At 59.5% G+C, this 14,825-nt stretch carries 17 protein-coding genes and 1 pseudogene; 7 read left to right on the top strand and 11 right to left on the bottom strand.

Features of this window, described 5'->3' with window-relative positions; genetic code table 11:
• Positions 1–139: 139 nt before the first annotated feature.
• The 3 genes and pseudogenes from HTT03_RS18800 to HTT03_RS01460 all read left to right on the top strand — a co-directional run.
• Entirely contained in the window at positions 140–394 is a 255-nt protein-coding gene (locus HTT03_RS18800) for an ATP-binding protein (protein ID WP_281361029.1), read from the top strand.
• 19 nt (positions 395–413) lie between these two features.
• Positions 414–737: an ATP-binding protein gene (locus HTT03_RS18795; protein ID WP_343035620.1), complete on the top strand. Its 324-nt coding sequence runs from the start codon at positions 414–416 to the stop codon at positions 735–737.
• A gap of 79 nt (positions 738–816) precedes the next feature.
• Positions 817–1,169 (top strand): annotated as a pseudogene (locus HTT03_RS01460) (IS3 family transposase); the annotation flags it as partial.
• Positions 1,170–1,422: 253 nt separating this feature from the next.
• Here the strand turns inward: HTT03_RS01460 and HTT03_RS01455 are convergent.
• From HTT03_RS01455 to HTT03_RS01415, 9 genes are all read right to left on the bottom strand, one after another.
• On the bottom strand, positions 1,423–1,887 hold the full coding sequence (locus HTT03_RS01455; protein ID WP_174858105.1) for a PRC-barrel domain-containing protein: 465 nt from the start codon (positions 1,885–1,887) through the stop codon (positions 1,423–1,425).
• A gap of 274 nt (positions 1,888–2,161) precedes the next feature.
• Positions 2,162–3,055 carry a DUF2189 domain-containing protein gene (locus tag HTT03_RS01450; RefSeq protein ID WP_174858104.1) on the bottom strand — a complete coding sequence of 298 codons (894 nt, stop codon included), beginning with the start codon at positions 3,053–3,055 and terminating at the stop codon, positions 2,162–2,164.
• Positions 3,056–3,215: 160 nt separating this feature from the next.
• On the bottom strand, positions 3,216–4,094 hold the full coding sequence (ccoP, locus tag HTT03_RS01445; protein WP_174858103.1) for a cytochrome-c oxidase, cbb3-type subunit III: 879 nt from the start codon (positions 4,092–4,094) through the stop codon (positions 3,216–3,218).
• Positions 4,085–4,255: a CcoQ/FixQ family Cbb3-type cytochrome c oxidase assembly chaperone gene (locus HTT03_RS18620; RefSeq protein WP_174858102.1), complete on the bottom strand. Its 171-nt coding sequence runs from the start codon at positions 4,253–4,255 to the stop codon at positions 4,085–4,087. Before HTT03_RS18620 ends, ccoP begins: the two co-directional genes overlap by 10 nt.
• 4 nt (positions 4,256–4,259) lie before the next feature.
• On the bottom strand, positions 4,260–5,036 hold the full coding sequence (gene ccoO, locus HTT03_RS01435) for a cytochrome-c oxidase, cbb3-type subunit II (RefSeq protein WP_174858101.1): 777 nt from the start codon (positions 5,034–5,036) through the stop codon (positions 4,260–4,262).
• Positions 5,037–5,041: 5 nt separating this feature from the next.
• Positions 5,042–6,694: a cytochrome-c oxidase, cbb3-type subunit I gene (gene ccoN, locus HTT03_RS01430; RefSeq protein WP_174858100.1), complete on the bottom strand. Its 1,653-nt coding sequence runs from the start codon at positions 6,692–6,694 to the stop codon at positions 5,042–5,044.
• On the bottom strand, positions 6,691–6,867 hold the full coding sequence (ccoS, locus tag HTT03_RS01425; protein ID WP_174858099.1) for a cbb3-type cytochrome oxidase assembly protein CcoS: 177 nt from the start codon (positions 6,865–6,867) through the stop codon (positions 6,691–6,693). The genes ccoN and ccoS overlap by 4 nt, the downstream gene beginning before the upstream one ends.
• Positions 6,864–9,041: a heavy metal translocating P-type ATPase gene (locus HTT03_RS01420; protein ID WP_174858098.1), complete on the bottom strand. Its 2,178-nt coding sequence runs from the start codon at positions 9,039–9,041 to the stop codon at positions 6,864–6,866. The genes ccoS and HTT03_RS01420 overlap by 4 nt, the downstream gene beginning before the upstream one ends.
• Before the next feature lie 241 nt (positions 9,042–9,282).
• Positions 9,283–9,729, bottom strand: coding sequence for an RrF2 family transcriptional regulator (locus HTT03_RS01415; protein WP_174858097.1), 447 nt, complete (start codon positions 9,727–9,729; stop codon positions 9,283–9,285).
• Between the two features lie 81 nt (positions 9,730–9,810).
• Here HTT03_RS01415 and HTT03_RS01410 point away from each other — a divergent pair, with 81 nt between their 5' ends.
• Together HTT03_RS01410 and HTT03_RS01405 are read left to right on the top strand one after the other, a co-directional pair.
• On the top strand, positions 9,811–9,966 hold the full coding sequence (locus HTT03_RS01410) for a hypothetical protein (RefSeq protein WP_174858096.1): 156 nt from the start codon (positions 9,811–9,813) through the stop codon (positions 9,964–9,966).
• Positions 9,963–10,370: a group III truncated hemoglobin gene (locus HTT03_RS01405; RefSeq protein WP_174858095.1), complete on the top strand. Its 408-nt coding sequence runs from the start codon at positions 9,963–9,965 to the stop codon at positions 10,368–10,370. Before HTT03_RS01410 ends, HTT03_RS01405 begins: the two co-directional genes overlap by 4 nt.
• A 246-nt stretch (positions 10,371–10,616) precedes the next feature.
• Here HTT03_RS01405 and gabT read toward each other — a convergent pair whose 3' ends face one another.
• Positions 10,617–11,918, bottom strand: coding sequence for a 4-aminobutyrate--2-oxoglutarate transaminase (gene gabT, locus HTT03_RS01400; protein ID WP_174858137.1), 1,302 nt, complete (start codon positions 11,916–11,918; stop codon positions 10,617–10,619).
• A gap of 122 nt (positions 11,919–12,040) precedes the next feature.
• Between gabT and HTT03_RS01395 the strand changes: the two genes are divergently transcribed.
• Positions 12,041–12,619, top strand: a complete 579-nt coding sequence (locus HTT03_RS01395; protein ID WP_174858094.1) for a cupin domain-containing protein — start codon at positions 12,041–12,043, stop codon at positions 12,617–12,619.
• On the opposite strand, the gene HTT03_RS01390 is transcribed toward HTT03_RS01395, so the two are convergent.
• Positions 12,616–13,524: a LysR family transcriptional regulator gene (locus tag HTT03_RS01390; RefSeq protein WP_174858093.1), complete on the bottom strand. Its 909-nt coding sequence runs from the start codon at positions 13,522–13,524 to the stop codon at positions 12,616–12,618. The two genes, HTT03_RS01395 and HTT03_RS01390, sit on opposite strands and share 4 nt — an antisense overlap.
• A 126-nt stretch (positions 13,525–13,650) precedes the next feature.
• Here HTT03_RS01390 and HTT03_RS01385 point away from each other — a divergent pair, with 126 nt between their 5' ends.
• A complete protein-coding gene (locus tag HTT03_RS01385; protein WP_174858092.1) occupies positions 13,651–14,799 on the top strand; it encodes a CaiB/BaiF CoA transferase family protein in 1,149 nt (382 codons plus the stop codon).
• Positions 14,800–14,825: the final 26 nt, after the last annotated feature.

The following is a 14,825-nucleotide window of genomic DNA, read 5'->3' as shown; positions in this document are numbered from 1 at the left end:
GGATATGACGCTCAATGTCCCGCTGTCGAGCACAAAGCGGCGGTTCACAGCAGGTTAGCGGCTGGCCTTTTCCCGTGGCTAACGGTGCCGCGGGAAACCCTGATCGCCGTCAGCGAGCCTGCCTCAGGCGGCGGGGCGTTTGACCAGCGGCGGTGTCACATCCTCGGGGATCGGGCAGACGGACTTTATCCGGCGGGCCGAGATCGTTCACTTCCTTGGGCCACCAGGCACCGGAAAGTCGCATCTGGCCACGGCCCTCGGCGTCGCCACTGTGAAGGCCGGCAAGAGCGTCTATCGCGCAACCCTCGCCGATCTGATCGCAGCGTTAAGCCAGGTCGAGCGGGAGGGCCGGTTGGCGGAGAAAATCCGTTCTATACCCGAGCGTCGCTACTGATCGTCGACGAGATTGGTTCCTGCCGATCACCACCGGCGGCGCCAATCTGTTCTTCCAACTCGTCAATGCTCGCTACGAAAAGGGCGCCATGATCCTCACTTCGAACCGTGGGTTCGCGGAATGGGGCGAGGTCTTCGGCGATCCAGTCGTCGCAACCGCGCTGCTCGACCGGCTCCTGCATCACGCAGTCGTCAGCCAGATCGAGGGCGCCAGCTACCGCCTGCGCGGCCATGCCGACCTTATCCCCGAGCATGTCCGGGCAAATGCTCCAATCGCTCCGCCACCGCCGCCAAAGCGCCGCGGACGGCCGCCAAAAGTAAGGAATGGCGCCGCTGATCACTGAGCCGGCTGATCACCGGAACCAAGCAGGTGGGGAATTTTACTTCGGCACTTTTAGGGAAAATTCAAACGGCGTTGACACCATGGTCCACAGTGATCGCGGAGGCCACTATCGCTGGCTTGGCTGGCTGGAACGTATCGAGGCAGCAAAGCTTGTTCGCTTGATGACACGAAAAGCGAGTTCGCAAGACAATGCCGCATGTGAAGGCTTCTTCGGAAGACTGAGTTCTTCTATCCTCGCGATTGGCGAGCCTTCACCGTGGCCCAGTTTATTGACGAGATTGATGCCTACGTCCGCTGGTACAACGAAACGCGCATCAAGATGTCCTTTGGTGACAGAAGCCCAATCGAGTACCGTAAGAGCCTCGACCTTATGCCGTGGAAACAGTCCAAGTTTTTGTCCGCCCCCCCCAGCAGAGCGAGCCGCCTGAAATAAAAGAAAGACCGGCCGCAGGGAAAGAGTATCTGCAGCAGGTCTTTCGTTTTACGACAACCAACAAGTATGGAGTTTGGTATCGGATAAACGACTGTATTGAGCAGTGGTTCCAATTTTAGTGCAAAGATATCAAACTGGCTGGAGAAAAGTTCCCCAAACTGAAGTTAGCACCTTACTTTCGCTCCAATAGAAAGGCGCGACACCGGTCAGGTGCCGCGCCAGAAACCCGTAGGGTTGAAGACTTAATAGAAGCTTACCAACCCCAAGTGTCGTCCACTTCTTGGCGGGACTCGAGTTGCTCTTCACTAAGCCGGGTGACGAAAGCAATATCCGCAAGATCGTCGCCCACAATGCGGACGTCATTCATATCGATGATCACATCTGCGTCCCCGATATCAAGCCAAACGCCGATTTCCGCGACCAAACCAACGATGCGGCCATCGCGAGAGACAACGATGTCCTCCACCTCGCCGATCTCTTCCCAGTCGGCGTCAACAGCGCCGCAATAATCAGCGTCGAACCACTCGTCTTCATCATATTCGCGCTCAAGCGTATAGATGTCAGCGTCGATCATTGCTTCTGCCCGCAGAGTATTTTGTGAGATATCAGAAGAAACGATGCCGCTATAGGTCGCCTGATCACTAAGATGGGTTTCGGCTGTCGCGGCACCTGCGGTCGCAATCGTAACTGCCAAGGCAGAAACTGTCATGCGTTTCATAGCTTGAATCTCCTTCATTCCAGTTGCGTTACCTACAAAACAACATTCTTGCCCAGAACAATTCCCAACACTTCGACACCCATCAGAATGTTCCTCTCTTTCCACCTATGCCCACAACAATAGCTGCGGTTTGGCGGGAAGGCAGTTCATCCCATTAGGTCAGTGTCGGTGTACCGTTCTCTCGTGAGATATCGTCTCGTAAAGTATGCCCCAGATTCAAAAAGCCCCTGGAAAGGGTTGAGAGATTTTAGGCAATAACTCAGTGCGCGCCTCATTAGGCGGGCCGCACGAACATGCGCTCGCTTTCCCCCTGCTGGCGATCTGCTGGGCGCACCGCGCGGTAGGCATGCCATGTTGCATGTCCCAGAACCGGAAAGACGATGATCAACGCCACGAACCCTGTCGCAAGAGACAACGCAGTCAAGACGACGACGATAGCGCCCCAGACCAACATCACCGGCAGGTTGGCCCAGACCATCGCCATTGAAATCCCCATGGCCGAGAGCGCATCCGTACGTTCGGTCAGCAGCATCGGCATGGCAAAAACGCTGATCGCGAAGGAAAAGGCCGCAAAGAGCGCGCCAACGGCGCCGCCTGTCACGAGCAGCGCCCAGCCGGTCGGGGTGAACAACAGCATCGGGATCAATTCATCGGTGCCGGGGAAGTCGACCAGGCCAAAAAACAGCGCATAGATCAGAACCGCGGAGCGTTGCCACAGAAGGAACAAGCCGAGCAGCAGCACGCCCATAAACAGCGCCTGATGTTTTGACGCGGGACGCGCAAACAGCATGCCCCCTATGGTGACCCGCTCATCCGCCTCAATCCGGCGGCTTTTCTCATATAGGCCCACCGCGATCAGCGGGCCGAGCAGAACAAAGCCCGCCAGCGCCGGGAAAAGCGCGTATTCATAGCGGAATTGAAACAGGCCCCAGACCACCAGTGCCGAGATTACAAAGACGAGAATACCGTACAGCAGGCTTAACGATGGCTGTGTCAGGAAATCCGACCAGCCGCGTTTGAGCCATGTGAAGGCCATGCTTGCAGGCAGTTGTCGCGCATGTGGACTTTCGCGCGGCAAAGGTGGGACGACTTGAGGAATGACCCCGCCCGCATGCGGATTGTCAGGCGGCGGTGGGGCGTCGGAATGGTTGGTACGGTCGCTCAGCATGATGGTTTCGCTACACGATTGGCAGCGCCCTCTTTGTGCGATGGAAGAAGAACGCAATCGGGCTGTGTCCCGATTGCGACGGAGACAAGATGCGCATTCGCCGCAACAAAGCCGGAGACCAGCAATGCCGCGCCAGCTGCGGCCCAGATACGGGGTCGGGTCATGGCTGTCCCTCCGTCGCGCGGCTTTGGATATAGAGGGTCAGCATCATCCGATCCGCTTTGGTCAGACGGTCCTCCCAGGCGGGCATCCAGCCTTGTCGGCCATCATAGATGGTTTTGAACATCGTCTCATCATCACCGCCATAGACCCAAGCGGCATCGGTCAGATTGGGCGCGCCCATTTCCTGAATGCCTTGGCCATTCTCACCGTGACAACTTGCGCAGTTCTCCGCGAAAATCGTGGCACCCTCTTCGAGGCGGGCAGCGGGCAGGTCGCGCTCCAATCCGGAAAGCGACTGGACATAATCCACCACGGTGCGGATCTGCGGGCGGCTCAACATACCGTCACGGCCAAAGGCGAGCATCTGGGCAAAACGGGTCTCGGGATGCGGCGCGTTGATCCCCACCCGAAGGGTTTCCATGATCGTCTCACTATCGCCACCCCAAAGCCAAGCGTCATCCACAAGGCTCGGGTAGCCCGGCGCACCGGCAAGGTCCAAGCCGTGGCAGGCCGCGCAATTGTCACCAAAAAGCGTGGGTGCGGTGCGCTCGACATGGGCCATCAGTTCGGGAATCTCACGGATTTCCTCGGCCGAGAGTGCTGCCAGTGGGGCGCGCCATTCGTCGAGTTCGCGGTACGCCTTGGCGACCTTTTCTTCGACCACGATCGCTTGATCGTAGTTCAATAGCCCCTTCCAATAGGTGTTGATCAGCGGCCAAGAGGGCATGAACACCCAGTAAACCAAAGCCCAGACATGCGTCACGGCGACAAAAAACCAAACAGCGCGTGGCACGCGGGTGTTTAGCTCTGTAATCCCATCCCATTCGTGGCCAGTGGTCTCATGGCCTGTGAGCGGATCGCGTTCTTTTACCGACATGGCCCCTCCTCGTCGTCCAGCACGCTCTGCGCGGCCTTGTCGAACCTATTTCCTAAACTTGGCCAAAAGGCATAGACGGTAATCCCAATCGACAAGGCGATCAGGTAAAACAGCCCAAAAGATTTGGCGATGGTTGACAGTGTTTCATAGCTTAGATCCACGGTCTTATTCCCCCTCAGCGAATTGCGTTTCTTGAGGTAGATCCGTCAGGCCGCCCATGATCTGAAGATAGGCAACAAGCGCGTCCATCTCGGTCAGACGGTCCCGGCGGCCATCAAAGAAGCGAATGTTCGTCGCTTCTCCATAGCGTTCCTCGACCGCATAGGCCTGATCGCTGTCCGGGTAGGCCTGCCCGCGCGCGTCTTCGGCGGCGTTTTCGATCTGCTCATCGCTATAGGGAACACCCACGGTGCGCAGCGCTGCCAAACGGCCCGGCAGGCTCGCGGTTTCAAGCGGCGTATCAAGCAGGAAGGCATATTGCGGCATCACCGATTCCGGCACCAAGGAGCGCGGATCGACGAGGTGCTGCACCTGCCATTCGTCCGAGAACTTCTCCCCCACCCGCGCAAGGTCCGGCCCGGTCCGTTTTGACCCCCAAAGCATCGGGTGGTCGTATTGGCTCTCCACCGCCAGCGAATAGGGGCCGTAGCGGTCCACCTCGTCGCGCAGGCTGCGGATCATCTGGCTGTGACAGGCGTAGCAGCCCTCACGGATGTAGATGTCGCGCCCGGCCTGTTCCAACGGCGTGTAGACACGCATATCGGGTGCCGCTTCGACGGTCTCGTCAATGCTGAAGAGCGGCGCGATTTCGACAAAGCCCCCTACAGCCGAGGCCGCGATGATCCCGATTGTCAAAGCCATGGAGTGCCGTTCGGCACGGTAGTGGCTCCGCGCATGGAACTCGAAGAACTTCGAAAAGGGTTTGAGTATTTTACGCAACATAGCCATCACTCCGCAGCTGGCACGGCGGGTTCACCCGCTTCGGATTTGGTCGGATAATCGAGTTCGGGGGTCTGCTCATGGACTTTGCGGATCGTCATAATGACGTTGAAAGCCCCGATGATTGCCCCGGTGAGGAAGAACGCCCCGCCGATGGTCCGCGCAACATAGTAAGGATGCATCGCGACCAATGAGTCCGTGAAGGAATAGGCCAGCGTGCCGCTCTCGGTATAGGTGCGCCACATCAGCCCTTGGATGATGCCGCTGTTCCACATCGCGAAGACATAGATCACCGTACCGCCCAGAGCGAGCCAGAAGTGCCATTCGACAAGCTTCCACGAATACATGGACTCGCGCCGCCACAGGATCGGAACCAGCGCATAGATCGAGCCGAAGGTGATCAGCGCAACCCAGCCCATGGCCCCGGCATGAACATGCCCAACTGTCCAATCGGTGTAGTGCGACAGGGAGTTCACAGCGCGGATCGCCATGAAGGAGCCTTCAAAGGTCGACAGGCCATAGAACACCGCCGCCACCATCATAAAGCGCAGCGTTGCATCGTCCCGCACCTTGCCCCATGCGCCGTTAAGCGTCATCAGCGCGTTGCCCGCGCTGGCCCAGCTTGGCACCAAGAGCATCACCGAAAAGGTCATGCCGAGGGTCTGCACCCACTGCGGAACAGCCGTGTAATGCAGGTGGTGCGAGCCCGCCCAGATGTAGAAGAACACGATGCCCCAGAACGACAGGATCGACAGGCGGTAGGAGTAGATCGGCCGCTCCGCACGTTTGGGCAGGAAGTAGTAGAGCATGCCCAGAAAGCCAGCGGTCAGGAAGAAGGCCACGGCGTTATGGCCGTACCACCACTGTGTCATCGCATCCTGCACGCCCGAAAAGGCAGAGTAGCTTTTCGCCGCGCTAAACGAGGCGGGCACCGCAAGGTTGTTAACGATATGCAGCACCGCCACAACGAGGATAAACGCCATGTAATACCAGTTCGCTACATAGATATGCGGCTCGTTCCGGCGGGCCAGTGTGCGCATGTAGAGCACGAAATAGACGACCCAGACGACCACCAGCCAGATGTCAGCATACCATTCCGGCTCGGCGTATTCCTTGGACTGGGTGATGCCCATGAGATAGCCCGACGCCGCGATGATACAGAACAGGTTGAACCCCAACAGAACGAACCAAGGCGAGACATGCCCCGCCAGACGTGCGCGGCTGGTGCGCTGCATAACGTGATAGGACGTGGCGATCAGCGCGTTGCCGCCAAAGCCAAAGATCACGCCAGAAGTATGCACCGGGCGGATACGGCCAAAGCTCGACCACGGCGCGTCAAAGCGCAGGTCAGGCCAGGCCAGTTGCGCGGCCACCCAGACCCCCATGCCCATGGCGATCACCGCCCAAAAAAGCGAGATCAGGATGCCAACCTTGGTCGGATCGTCGTAGTAGCTCGTCGCGCGGTCATCTGTGGGGGCGGGGGCATAAAGCGCGTTGCCCACGACAAAGAACAAACCGCCCGCAAAAATCATGGTGATCCACCCATGGACCCCCATCGCATCGCCACGCCCCACGATAGCGAGGGCCAAGCCGACAAGCGCCAGCCCCCCCGAGAGCAGCATGGCCTGTTGGCGTTCTGCAATGGTTAAACGTTCCATCATCTCAGTTCATCCTTTCGGGGAGGCATCGGAGTGTCGTCATTGTCATAAAGGATGCGTTCCGCATCGCCTTCGAGGTCTTCGTACTGGCGGTTTCTGAGGCTCCAGAAAAAGGCGCCCAGACCGGTCAAACCCATCACCAGCGTGACCGGGATCAATAGATGCAGAATCGTCATGCTGCCGCCTCTCGCAAACGGGGCGTGGCTGGGGCCACGCGGCGTCGGTTCAACCGCAGGGAGTTTGCAACTACGGCAATGGAAGACCCTGACATGGCGATGGCAGCGATAAGCGGCGTGACATGACCCGCAATCGCCAGCGGCACGGCGATACAGTTGTAAGCAATAGCAAGGCCGAAGTTCTGGCGCACGGTGGCGGCGGTGCGGCGGGCGACGGTGAGCGCCAGTGGCACCGCGTCCAACCCCTCGCGCAGGAAGACGAAATCCGCCGCCGCCCGGCCTGCTTCGGTGGCAGAAGCGGGCGACATCGAGACATGGGCCGTAGCAAGTGCCGCGGTGTCGTTCAGCCCATCACCGACCATCAGCGGGCGTTCATCCTGGGCCGAAAGCTCTTGCAGGCGCGCGACCTTGTCTTGCGGGGTCAGTCCGGCGCGGGTTTCCTCGATCTCAAGCTGGGCTGCGACGCGCGCCACTGCAGGGGCGGCATCGCCCGACAAGATCTCGCTCGGCAGACCTGCGTCGCGCAGAGTGGTCACCGCCTCAGCCGCGCCATCACGCAGGGTTTCGCGCAGGGGGAAACGCTGCATCTGCGCACCGGCAAAGGCAAAGGCCGGGCCGTCGCCCTCGGCCATCTCGCCCGCGATTTCGGCAACCCAAGAGGGGCGGCCCAAACGTGCAAGACGCCCATCAATCCGGCCTTCAACACCAAAACCGGGGTGCTCGCGTAGCTCTTCCACCGGCAAGGCAGGGGCGCGATGAGCAGCGGCGATACAGCGGGCAACCGGATGCGCGGAATGGGCGGCGAGTGTGGCGGCGGCATCGTTGTCCGGGCTGGCGTCGAGGCTTTCGGCCAGCACGGGGCTGCCATCGGTCAGCGTGCCGGTCTTGTCCCAAACGGCCCGGGTGGCAGTGGCCAGCCGTTCCAGCGCGGAGCCGTCTTTGATCAGCACGCCCTCGGCCATCAGGCGGCTCGACGCCACCACATGCGCCACTGGCACGGCCAAGGCCAGCGCACAGGGGCAGGTGACGATCAGCACGCTGATCGCGACAAAAGCCGCACGCTGCCAATCTCCGGTGGCCAGCAGCCAGCCGACAAAAGTGGCGAAGCCGATCAGATGGATCAGCGGCGCGTAAAGCTGGGCTGCACGGTCCGCAATGCGCACATAGGTGCTGCGGCTTTCCTCGGCCCCCGCCAGCATCCGCATGGACATAGCAAGGAAACTCTCCTCCACAGGCCGCAGCGCAACGGCATCCATCGGTCCGGTCAGGTTCAACGCGCCTGCTTCAACCTCATCCCCCACCGCCACGGCCACCGGGGCGGATTCACCGGTCACGAGGGAGCGGTCGAGATCGCTGGCACCGGAGGTGATGCGCAGGTCTACCGGGGTCCGCTCGCCCGCGGGAATGCGCAGCACCATACCGGGATAGATCGCATCAGCCGCCACAACGCACAGCGCCCCCTCGGGTGTCACCTCCCACGCCTCACGCACCGCAAGCCGTTGCAACCCGGTCATTGCAGACCGGGCCTTGCCCCGCATGCGGTAGTCCAGATAGCGCCCGATCAGCAGAAAGAATGTCAGCGTCACCGCCGCGTCGAAAAAGACCTCTTCGCCGCCGCGCAGGGTTTCAAACACACTCAACGCTAAGGCGAGCGAAATGGCCAATGCGATCGGCACGTCCATATTCATATGCGCGCGGCGCAGGGCGCCCCATGCAGAGATAAAGAAGAACCGCGCGGCATAGATCACAATCGGCAGCGCGATAATGCCAGAGATCAGGTGGAAACTGTCGCGTGTTGCATCCGAGGCGCCAGACCAGACCGCCACCGACAAAAGCATCACGTTCATTGCGCCGAACCCGCTGACCGCAACGGCCTTGAGCAACGCGACCTCGGTGTCATCCTTCGCTTCTGCTGACAGGTCAGCGCTATCGATCAAACGGCCCGGATGACCGATATTTTCCAACTCATCCAGCACGTTTTGCAAAGCGTCATCTGTCTGCGCTAGCGTCAGATTGATCCGCCGCAGGGTAAGATTGGCCCGCACCCGCGCGACGCCCGGCATGTCTGCTAAAGAGCGCTCGATCTTTGCCACGCAGCTGCCACAACGGATCGTGGGCGCGGTTAAGACGACGTCTTGTTCATAGGCGGAAGGGGCGAGCTGATCAGTGCGCACGTGGGGTACCTGTTCGTTTGTCTCGTCGATCTACCAACACGCAAAAGATGTGTCTTTGATCCAGATCAAATTGCGCATCCAAAAAACGCAAAATTCCACACGGCTCTATCGCAGCGGCCCTATAGAGGCAACGTATCGCATAGCGAAACAAATGAGGCATCCTGCCGCACCAGTCTACGGCTCTCGCGCAGAGCGGCATCTGTGCTGTCTGGAAAAGGCTAAACCGACGGCGGCAGCAAACTTATTGCGCCGCGTCCAACTCGCTGCGCAGCAATGCCGCCAGGTCTTTGCGTGGTCCGACGATATCGGCCAGACTATAACCGTCCAAAGTCGCAAAGAAGGCTTCTTGCGCGTCGGCAAGAGGTCCGCGAAGTCCGCAGACAGGCAGGATAAGACAGGTTTGATTGCCGCCGAAACACTCAGCAACCGGCGCATCCCGTTTGATCGCACGCAGAACAGCCCCCACGCTGATCGTCTCGGCAGGCTGACGCAATGTTAACCCGCCATTTCGTCCCCGCTCAGACCGCACGAACCCTTCACGCGCCAACTGCGTGGCAATCTTCGACAGGTGGTTCTCCGATATGTGAAAAAGCCTCGCGATTTCTGAGGTCGCCACGCGATCAGGCGCCCGAGCCGCAAGGGTGATCAAGATACGCAGGGCGTAGTCGGAAAATTTGTCAAGCTGCATGGGGATATAATTAGCATTTGCAATGCGTGTTTAAAAGAGGCAATATAATACGCAATGCAAATACGCATTAAGGAGTCCGACATGACATTATCCGAAGCATTCCTTTGGCCCGGAACGAAAGTCTGCGAGCGGCTTGGTGTTGATCCAGAAGGCGAAGCAGGCCTGATCCGTTGGATGGTCAATACGTTGGTCTATCTTATTATCAGCCTGATCTTCGTTTGGATTTTCGCCGTATGACCATGCCACCCCGCGTCGCGGTAAGCGAAGCGCAGATTGATCGCGTGGTATCGCGGTTCTACACTGCCGTGCGACAAGATCCGAATTTGGGCCCCGTTTTTGCCTCCCATGTGACCGACTGGCCCACGCATGAAGAAAAGATCGGGCGGTTTTGGCGCAATGCGCTGTTATTGCAGCGCAGTTATGACGGGAATCCAATGCAGGTGCACCGCGCCGCGGGCAATGTGCATGTAGAGCATTTTCCCGTTTGGCTGGCACTATTCGACAAGGTGCTGCACGAAGAGTTACCGGCAGCCCAAGCGCAAAGCTGGTCAGCGCTGGCCCATCGGATCGGACGCGGATTGAGTTTTGGGCTGACCCCGAAGGACGTGGTTAACGATATCCCCCGGCTTTCGGCTTTCTGATCGCCTGTCAGTCAGTGTTTTAAGGGCGCGGCATGCTAATACAACTGGCCTGTCGCCTGCGCTTTGCGTTGCCGGATCAAGGTCTCCGCAGCGAAAATCACGGCTGTCTGGCGGCGCGCTCACCTCAAAATAAGTACCGTTGCGCGCCTGTAGGGTAGATCGCCTGCGCCGACTGGTCGCCACCTTTGGCGAAGCGCAATAAAGGACGGCAAACGAACCGCAGGGTCCGTTTGCCGTCTTACTAATTTAAGCAGCCGCGCGTGCTTGTCCTACAGCCGCTTCAATGGAGGCTTCGAGGATATCCAGTGCCTCATCGACCTGCGCCATCGGAATGGTCAGTGGCGGCAGCAGGCGCACCACGTTGCCGTGGGTGCCACATGGCAAGATGATCAAACCACGGGCCTCTGCTTCTGCTACAATTGCTTGGGTCAAAGCGGCATCCGGTGCGCGGGTCGCGCGGTCGGTGACCAGCTCAAAGGCGACCATTGCACCAAGGCCACGCACGTCGCCGATCGCTTCCATCCCCTGCCGGGCGGCCAAGGCATCGAGCCGCTCGCGCAGCGCATTGCCAACTTCTTCGGCGCGCGCACAAAGGTCTTCTTCAACAATCACGTCAAGCACGGCATGGGCGGCAGCTACGGCAAGCGGGTTGCCCGCATAGGTGCCACCAATCCCGCCGGTGGGGGCAGCGTCGACGATTTCAGAACGCCCGGTTACCGCAGACAGAGGGAAGCCGCCTGCCAGACCCTTTGCCATGGTCACCAAGTCCGCAGCAACGCCCGCGTGTTCCATCGCAAAAAGCTTGCCCGTCCGGGCCATCCCGGCCTGCACCTCATCCGCGATCAGAATGATGCCGTAGGTGTCACAAACCTCGCGCAGACCGCGCAGGAATTCCGCTGGTGCGATGTTAAAGCCGCCCTCGCCCTGGACCGGCTCAAGGATGATCGCCGCCACACGCTCCGGATCAATCGTGGATTTGAACAGCTGATCCAACTGAGCCAAGCTCATCTCAGGCGTGATGCCATGATAGCTGTTTGGGAAGGCCGCGTGATAGACTTCGGGCGGCATGGCGCCAAAGGCTTTTTTGTAGGGCTGAACCTTACCGCAAAGCGCCATGCCCATCAGCGTCCGGCCATGAAATGCGCCAGAGAAAGCAATGACGCCCGAACGCCCGGTAAAGGCCCGCGCCATCTTCACGGCGTTCTCAACCGCTTCGGCGCCGGTGGTGACCAGCATGGTCTTTTTGTCGAAATCACCCGGCGTGCTTTTGTTGAGCCGCTCGGCCAAGCTGACATAGCTTTCATATGGCGCGACGTGAAAACAGGTGTGCGTAAAGGCTTCGGCCTGCTTTGCCACCGCTGCCATCAACTTGGGATGACGGTGACCGGTGTTGTTCACCGCGATGCCCGCAGCCAGATCGATGTAGCGCTTGCCGTCCACATCCCACAATTCGGCATTTTCCGCACGTTCTGCATAAATACCGCGGGTGCCCACACCACTGGCGACCGCTGCCGTGCGCCGTGTTTTTAATTCCTCGCTGCGTGACATCGTCAGCCCTCCTGAATAGCGAATATTGATCATCAATAGCTCATTATTTTGAACACTCCAATGCTTTTATCTCATTCTTAGATGCGGTAGCTTTCGACAGATATCATCAGTGAGAACAGCATATGACAGGTTTCGACGTGGGGGCTCGCCTTCGTGAACTTCGCATGAATCAAGGGCTTTCGCAGCGCAAACTTGCCGAAGCGGCAGATGTTCCCCATGGTCAAATCTCCATGGTCGAAACGAATAAGAGCAGTCCCTCCGTCGCCACGCTGCGCAAGATTCTGGGCGGCTTGGACATTTCAATGTCCGAGTTTTTTGAGCCTGAGGCCGCGCCAAGCAACGCGCCCTTCTTTACCCCTGATGAATTCAAAGACCTCACTTCGCGCATCTACTCCGAAAATGGGGAACCCGTGGGGCAGATGGCGCTGAAGCAGGTCGGCAATGCGCGGGAACATGGGCTACAAATCATGCATGAAACCTATGAACCGGGCGCTGATACGGGCGAAGAAATGCTCTGCCACCCCGCAAGCGAGGGGGGCATCGTGATTGCGGGTGAGCTTGAAGTGATTGTTGGCGACAACGCGCGGATTTTGAAGGCGGGCGATGCCTATCTGTTCAACTCGCGCGAGCCGCATCGCTTTCGCAATGTCTCGGACCGGGTCGCCATCGTCGTGTCTGCCTGCACGCCGCCCTACCTTTAAGCCCGTGTCACCGGGCTCTGCGCCCCGCAGATTTGACCGAGCCATGCGCGCAGGGCCACCAGCGCCGCGTCTTCCTCTTTTACCAGCGGCCAGGCCAACCAATAAGCCTCGCGTACAGGGATGGACTGGCGCAGAACCGGCTGCAACCTGCCCTCTTCAATCTCAATCTTTGCTAGGTAATCAGGCAGCAGTGCAACGCCAAGACCTGAGATTGCCGCTTGGATCATCATCGAAAACTGGTCCATCACCATGCCGCCGGTGTCTTTGGCCGCGCCGCCCTGCCCTGCGAACCATTCCTCCCAAGCGGTGGGGCGGCTTTCGAGATGCAGTTTGGGCAGTCGCGCAAGATCATCGATGCTGCCGAGCGTATGGGCGGCGGCGAACTCAGGCGACACACAGGCGGTGACGGTCTCTTCGAGCAATTTCATCTGACCGACCCCCTCCCAATCCCCGGTGCCAAAATAGATTGCCGCGTCGAAAGCCTCATCGGTAAATTGCACACGGCCGATCCGCGTGGACATATTGACCGCCACACCGGGATGCGCAGTCAGGAACGCGCCCAGACGAGGGCCAAGCCAACGTGTCGCGAAGGTGGGCAGCACCGCCAAAGACAGCGTTCCCCCATGCGGGTTCGTCATCACCGACATTGTTGCGCGTTGCACTGTATCCAACGCCCGAGCGATGTCTTGCTGATAGCGCAGCGCTGCGGGCGTAGGGATCAGCCGCCGCCGTTCGCGGGTGAACAGCTCCTTGCCCAATTGCGCTTCCAGCGTCAGGATCAATCGGCTTACCGTGCTTTGCGTCAGATCAAGCTCAAGCGCCGCTGCGGTGACAGAACGGTGGCGCACCACCGCGTCAACCGCAGTCAAAAGCTTGATCGAAGGGAGAAACCGTCGCTGTCGCATTCATTCATCCCCTACATGGTATCATGCGGTTTTAACGGTTTAGCCCGGGTGTTTCCATGCATATCCTCACTGTGAACCGCTAGAAGATAGGAACGAATATGCAAAAGTGTTTTCAGGAGGCCACCGATGAGTAACGATGCGCCACTCAAGGGCCTGAAGGTCGTCGAACTCGCCCGCATCCTCGCCGGCCCATGGATCGGCCAAACGCTCGCCGATCTGGGTGCGGAGGTCATCAAGGTCGAAGCGCCCGAAGGCGACGACACCCGCCGTTGGGGGCCACCCTTTATCGAGCGCCCCCTGCCCGATGGCGGCACGGAGAAGGTCGCGGCCTATTTTCACTCGGCCAACCGTGGGAAGCGGTCCATCACCTGTGACTTCTCTGATGCGGACGACCTTGGGCAGTTGAAGGAACTTATCGCCTCTGCCGATGTGCTGATCGAGAACTTCAAAGTCGGCGGGCTCGCAAAATTCGGCTTGGATTATGCCAGCCTGTCAGAGGCAAACCCGGCGCTGGTCTATGCCTCTGTCACTGGCTTTGGCCAAGACGGCCCCCGCGCGAAACAACCGGGATACGACTTTTTGATCCAAGGCATGTGCGGCATTATGGACCTGACCGGCGAGCCAGAGGGGGAACCGCAAAAGGTCGGCGTGGCATGGATCGACATTTTCACCGGACTTTATGGCGTGATTGGCATCCAAGCTGCTCTGGCCGAACGCGCACGCTCTGGCAAAGGACAGCATGTGGACTTGTCCTTGCTTGATTGCGGGGTCGGGGTTCTGGCCAATCAGGCGACCAACTACCTGCTCGGCGGCGCGGCCCCGACAAGGCTTGGCAACGCGCATCCCAATATCGTCCCCTATCAGGTTTTCCCGGTGTCCGACGGGCATTTGATCGTCGCCTGCGGGAATGACCGACAGTTCGGCGCCTTCTGTCAGGTGCTATCGCGCGACGACCTGTCTGCGCATCCCGATTACAAAACCAACCCGCAGCGCGTGGCCCATCGCGACGCCCTTTGCGCAGTGCTGGCAGAGGAGACATGGCGCTGGACAAAGGGCGATCTGATTGCCGCACTAGAGGTGGCCGGGGTGCCGGTTGGCCCGATCAACAATGTGGCCGAAGCCTTGGCCGAGCCGCAGATCGAAGCGCGTGGTATGCAGATCGCGCCGGAAGGCATCGCAGGGCTGCGCACGCCGATCCGTTTCTCGCGCAGCGACATGGCGCTGACCCATGCAGCCCCCCTGCTCGGCAGTGGCAAGGCGGGTTTCACGTCTTAACCACCAAGCGAGAACGAGGCGCGGAG

The organism is Sulfitobacter maritimus (genome assembly GCF_013346665.1).
Taxonomy (GTDB): Bacteria; Pseudomonadota; Alphaproteobacteria; order Rhodobacterales; family Rhodobacteraceae; genus Sulfitobacter; species Sulfitobacter maritimus.
Note: the sequence above shows the minus strand (reverse complement) of the source record. Positions and strands in the feature narration are given on the sequence as shown.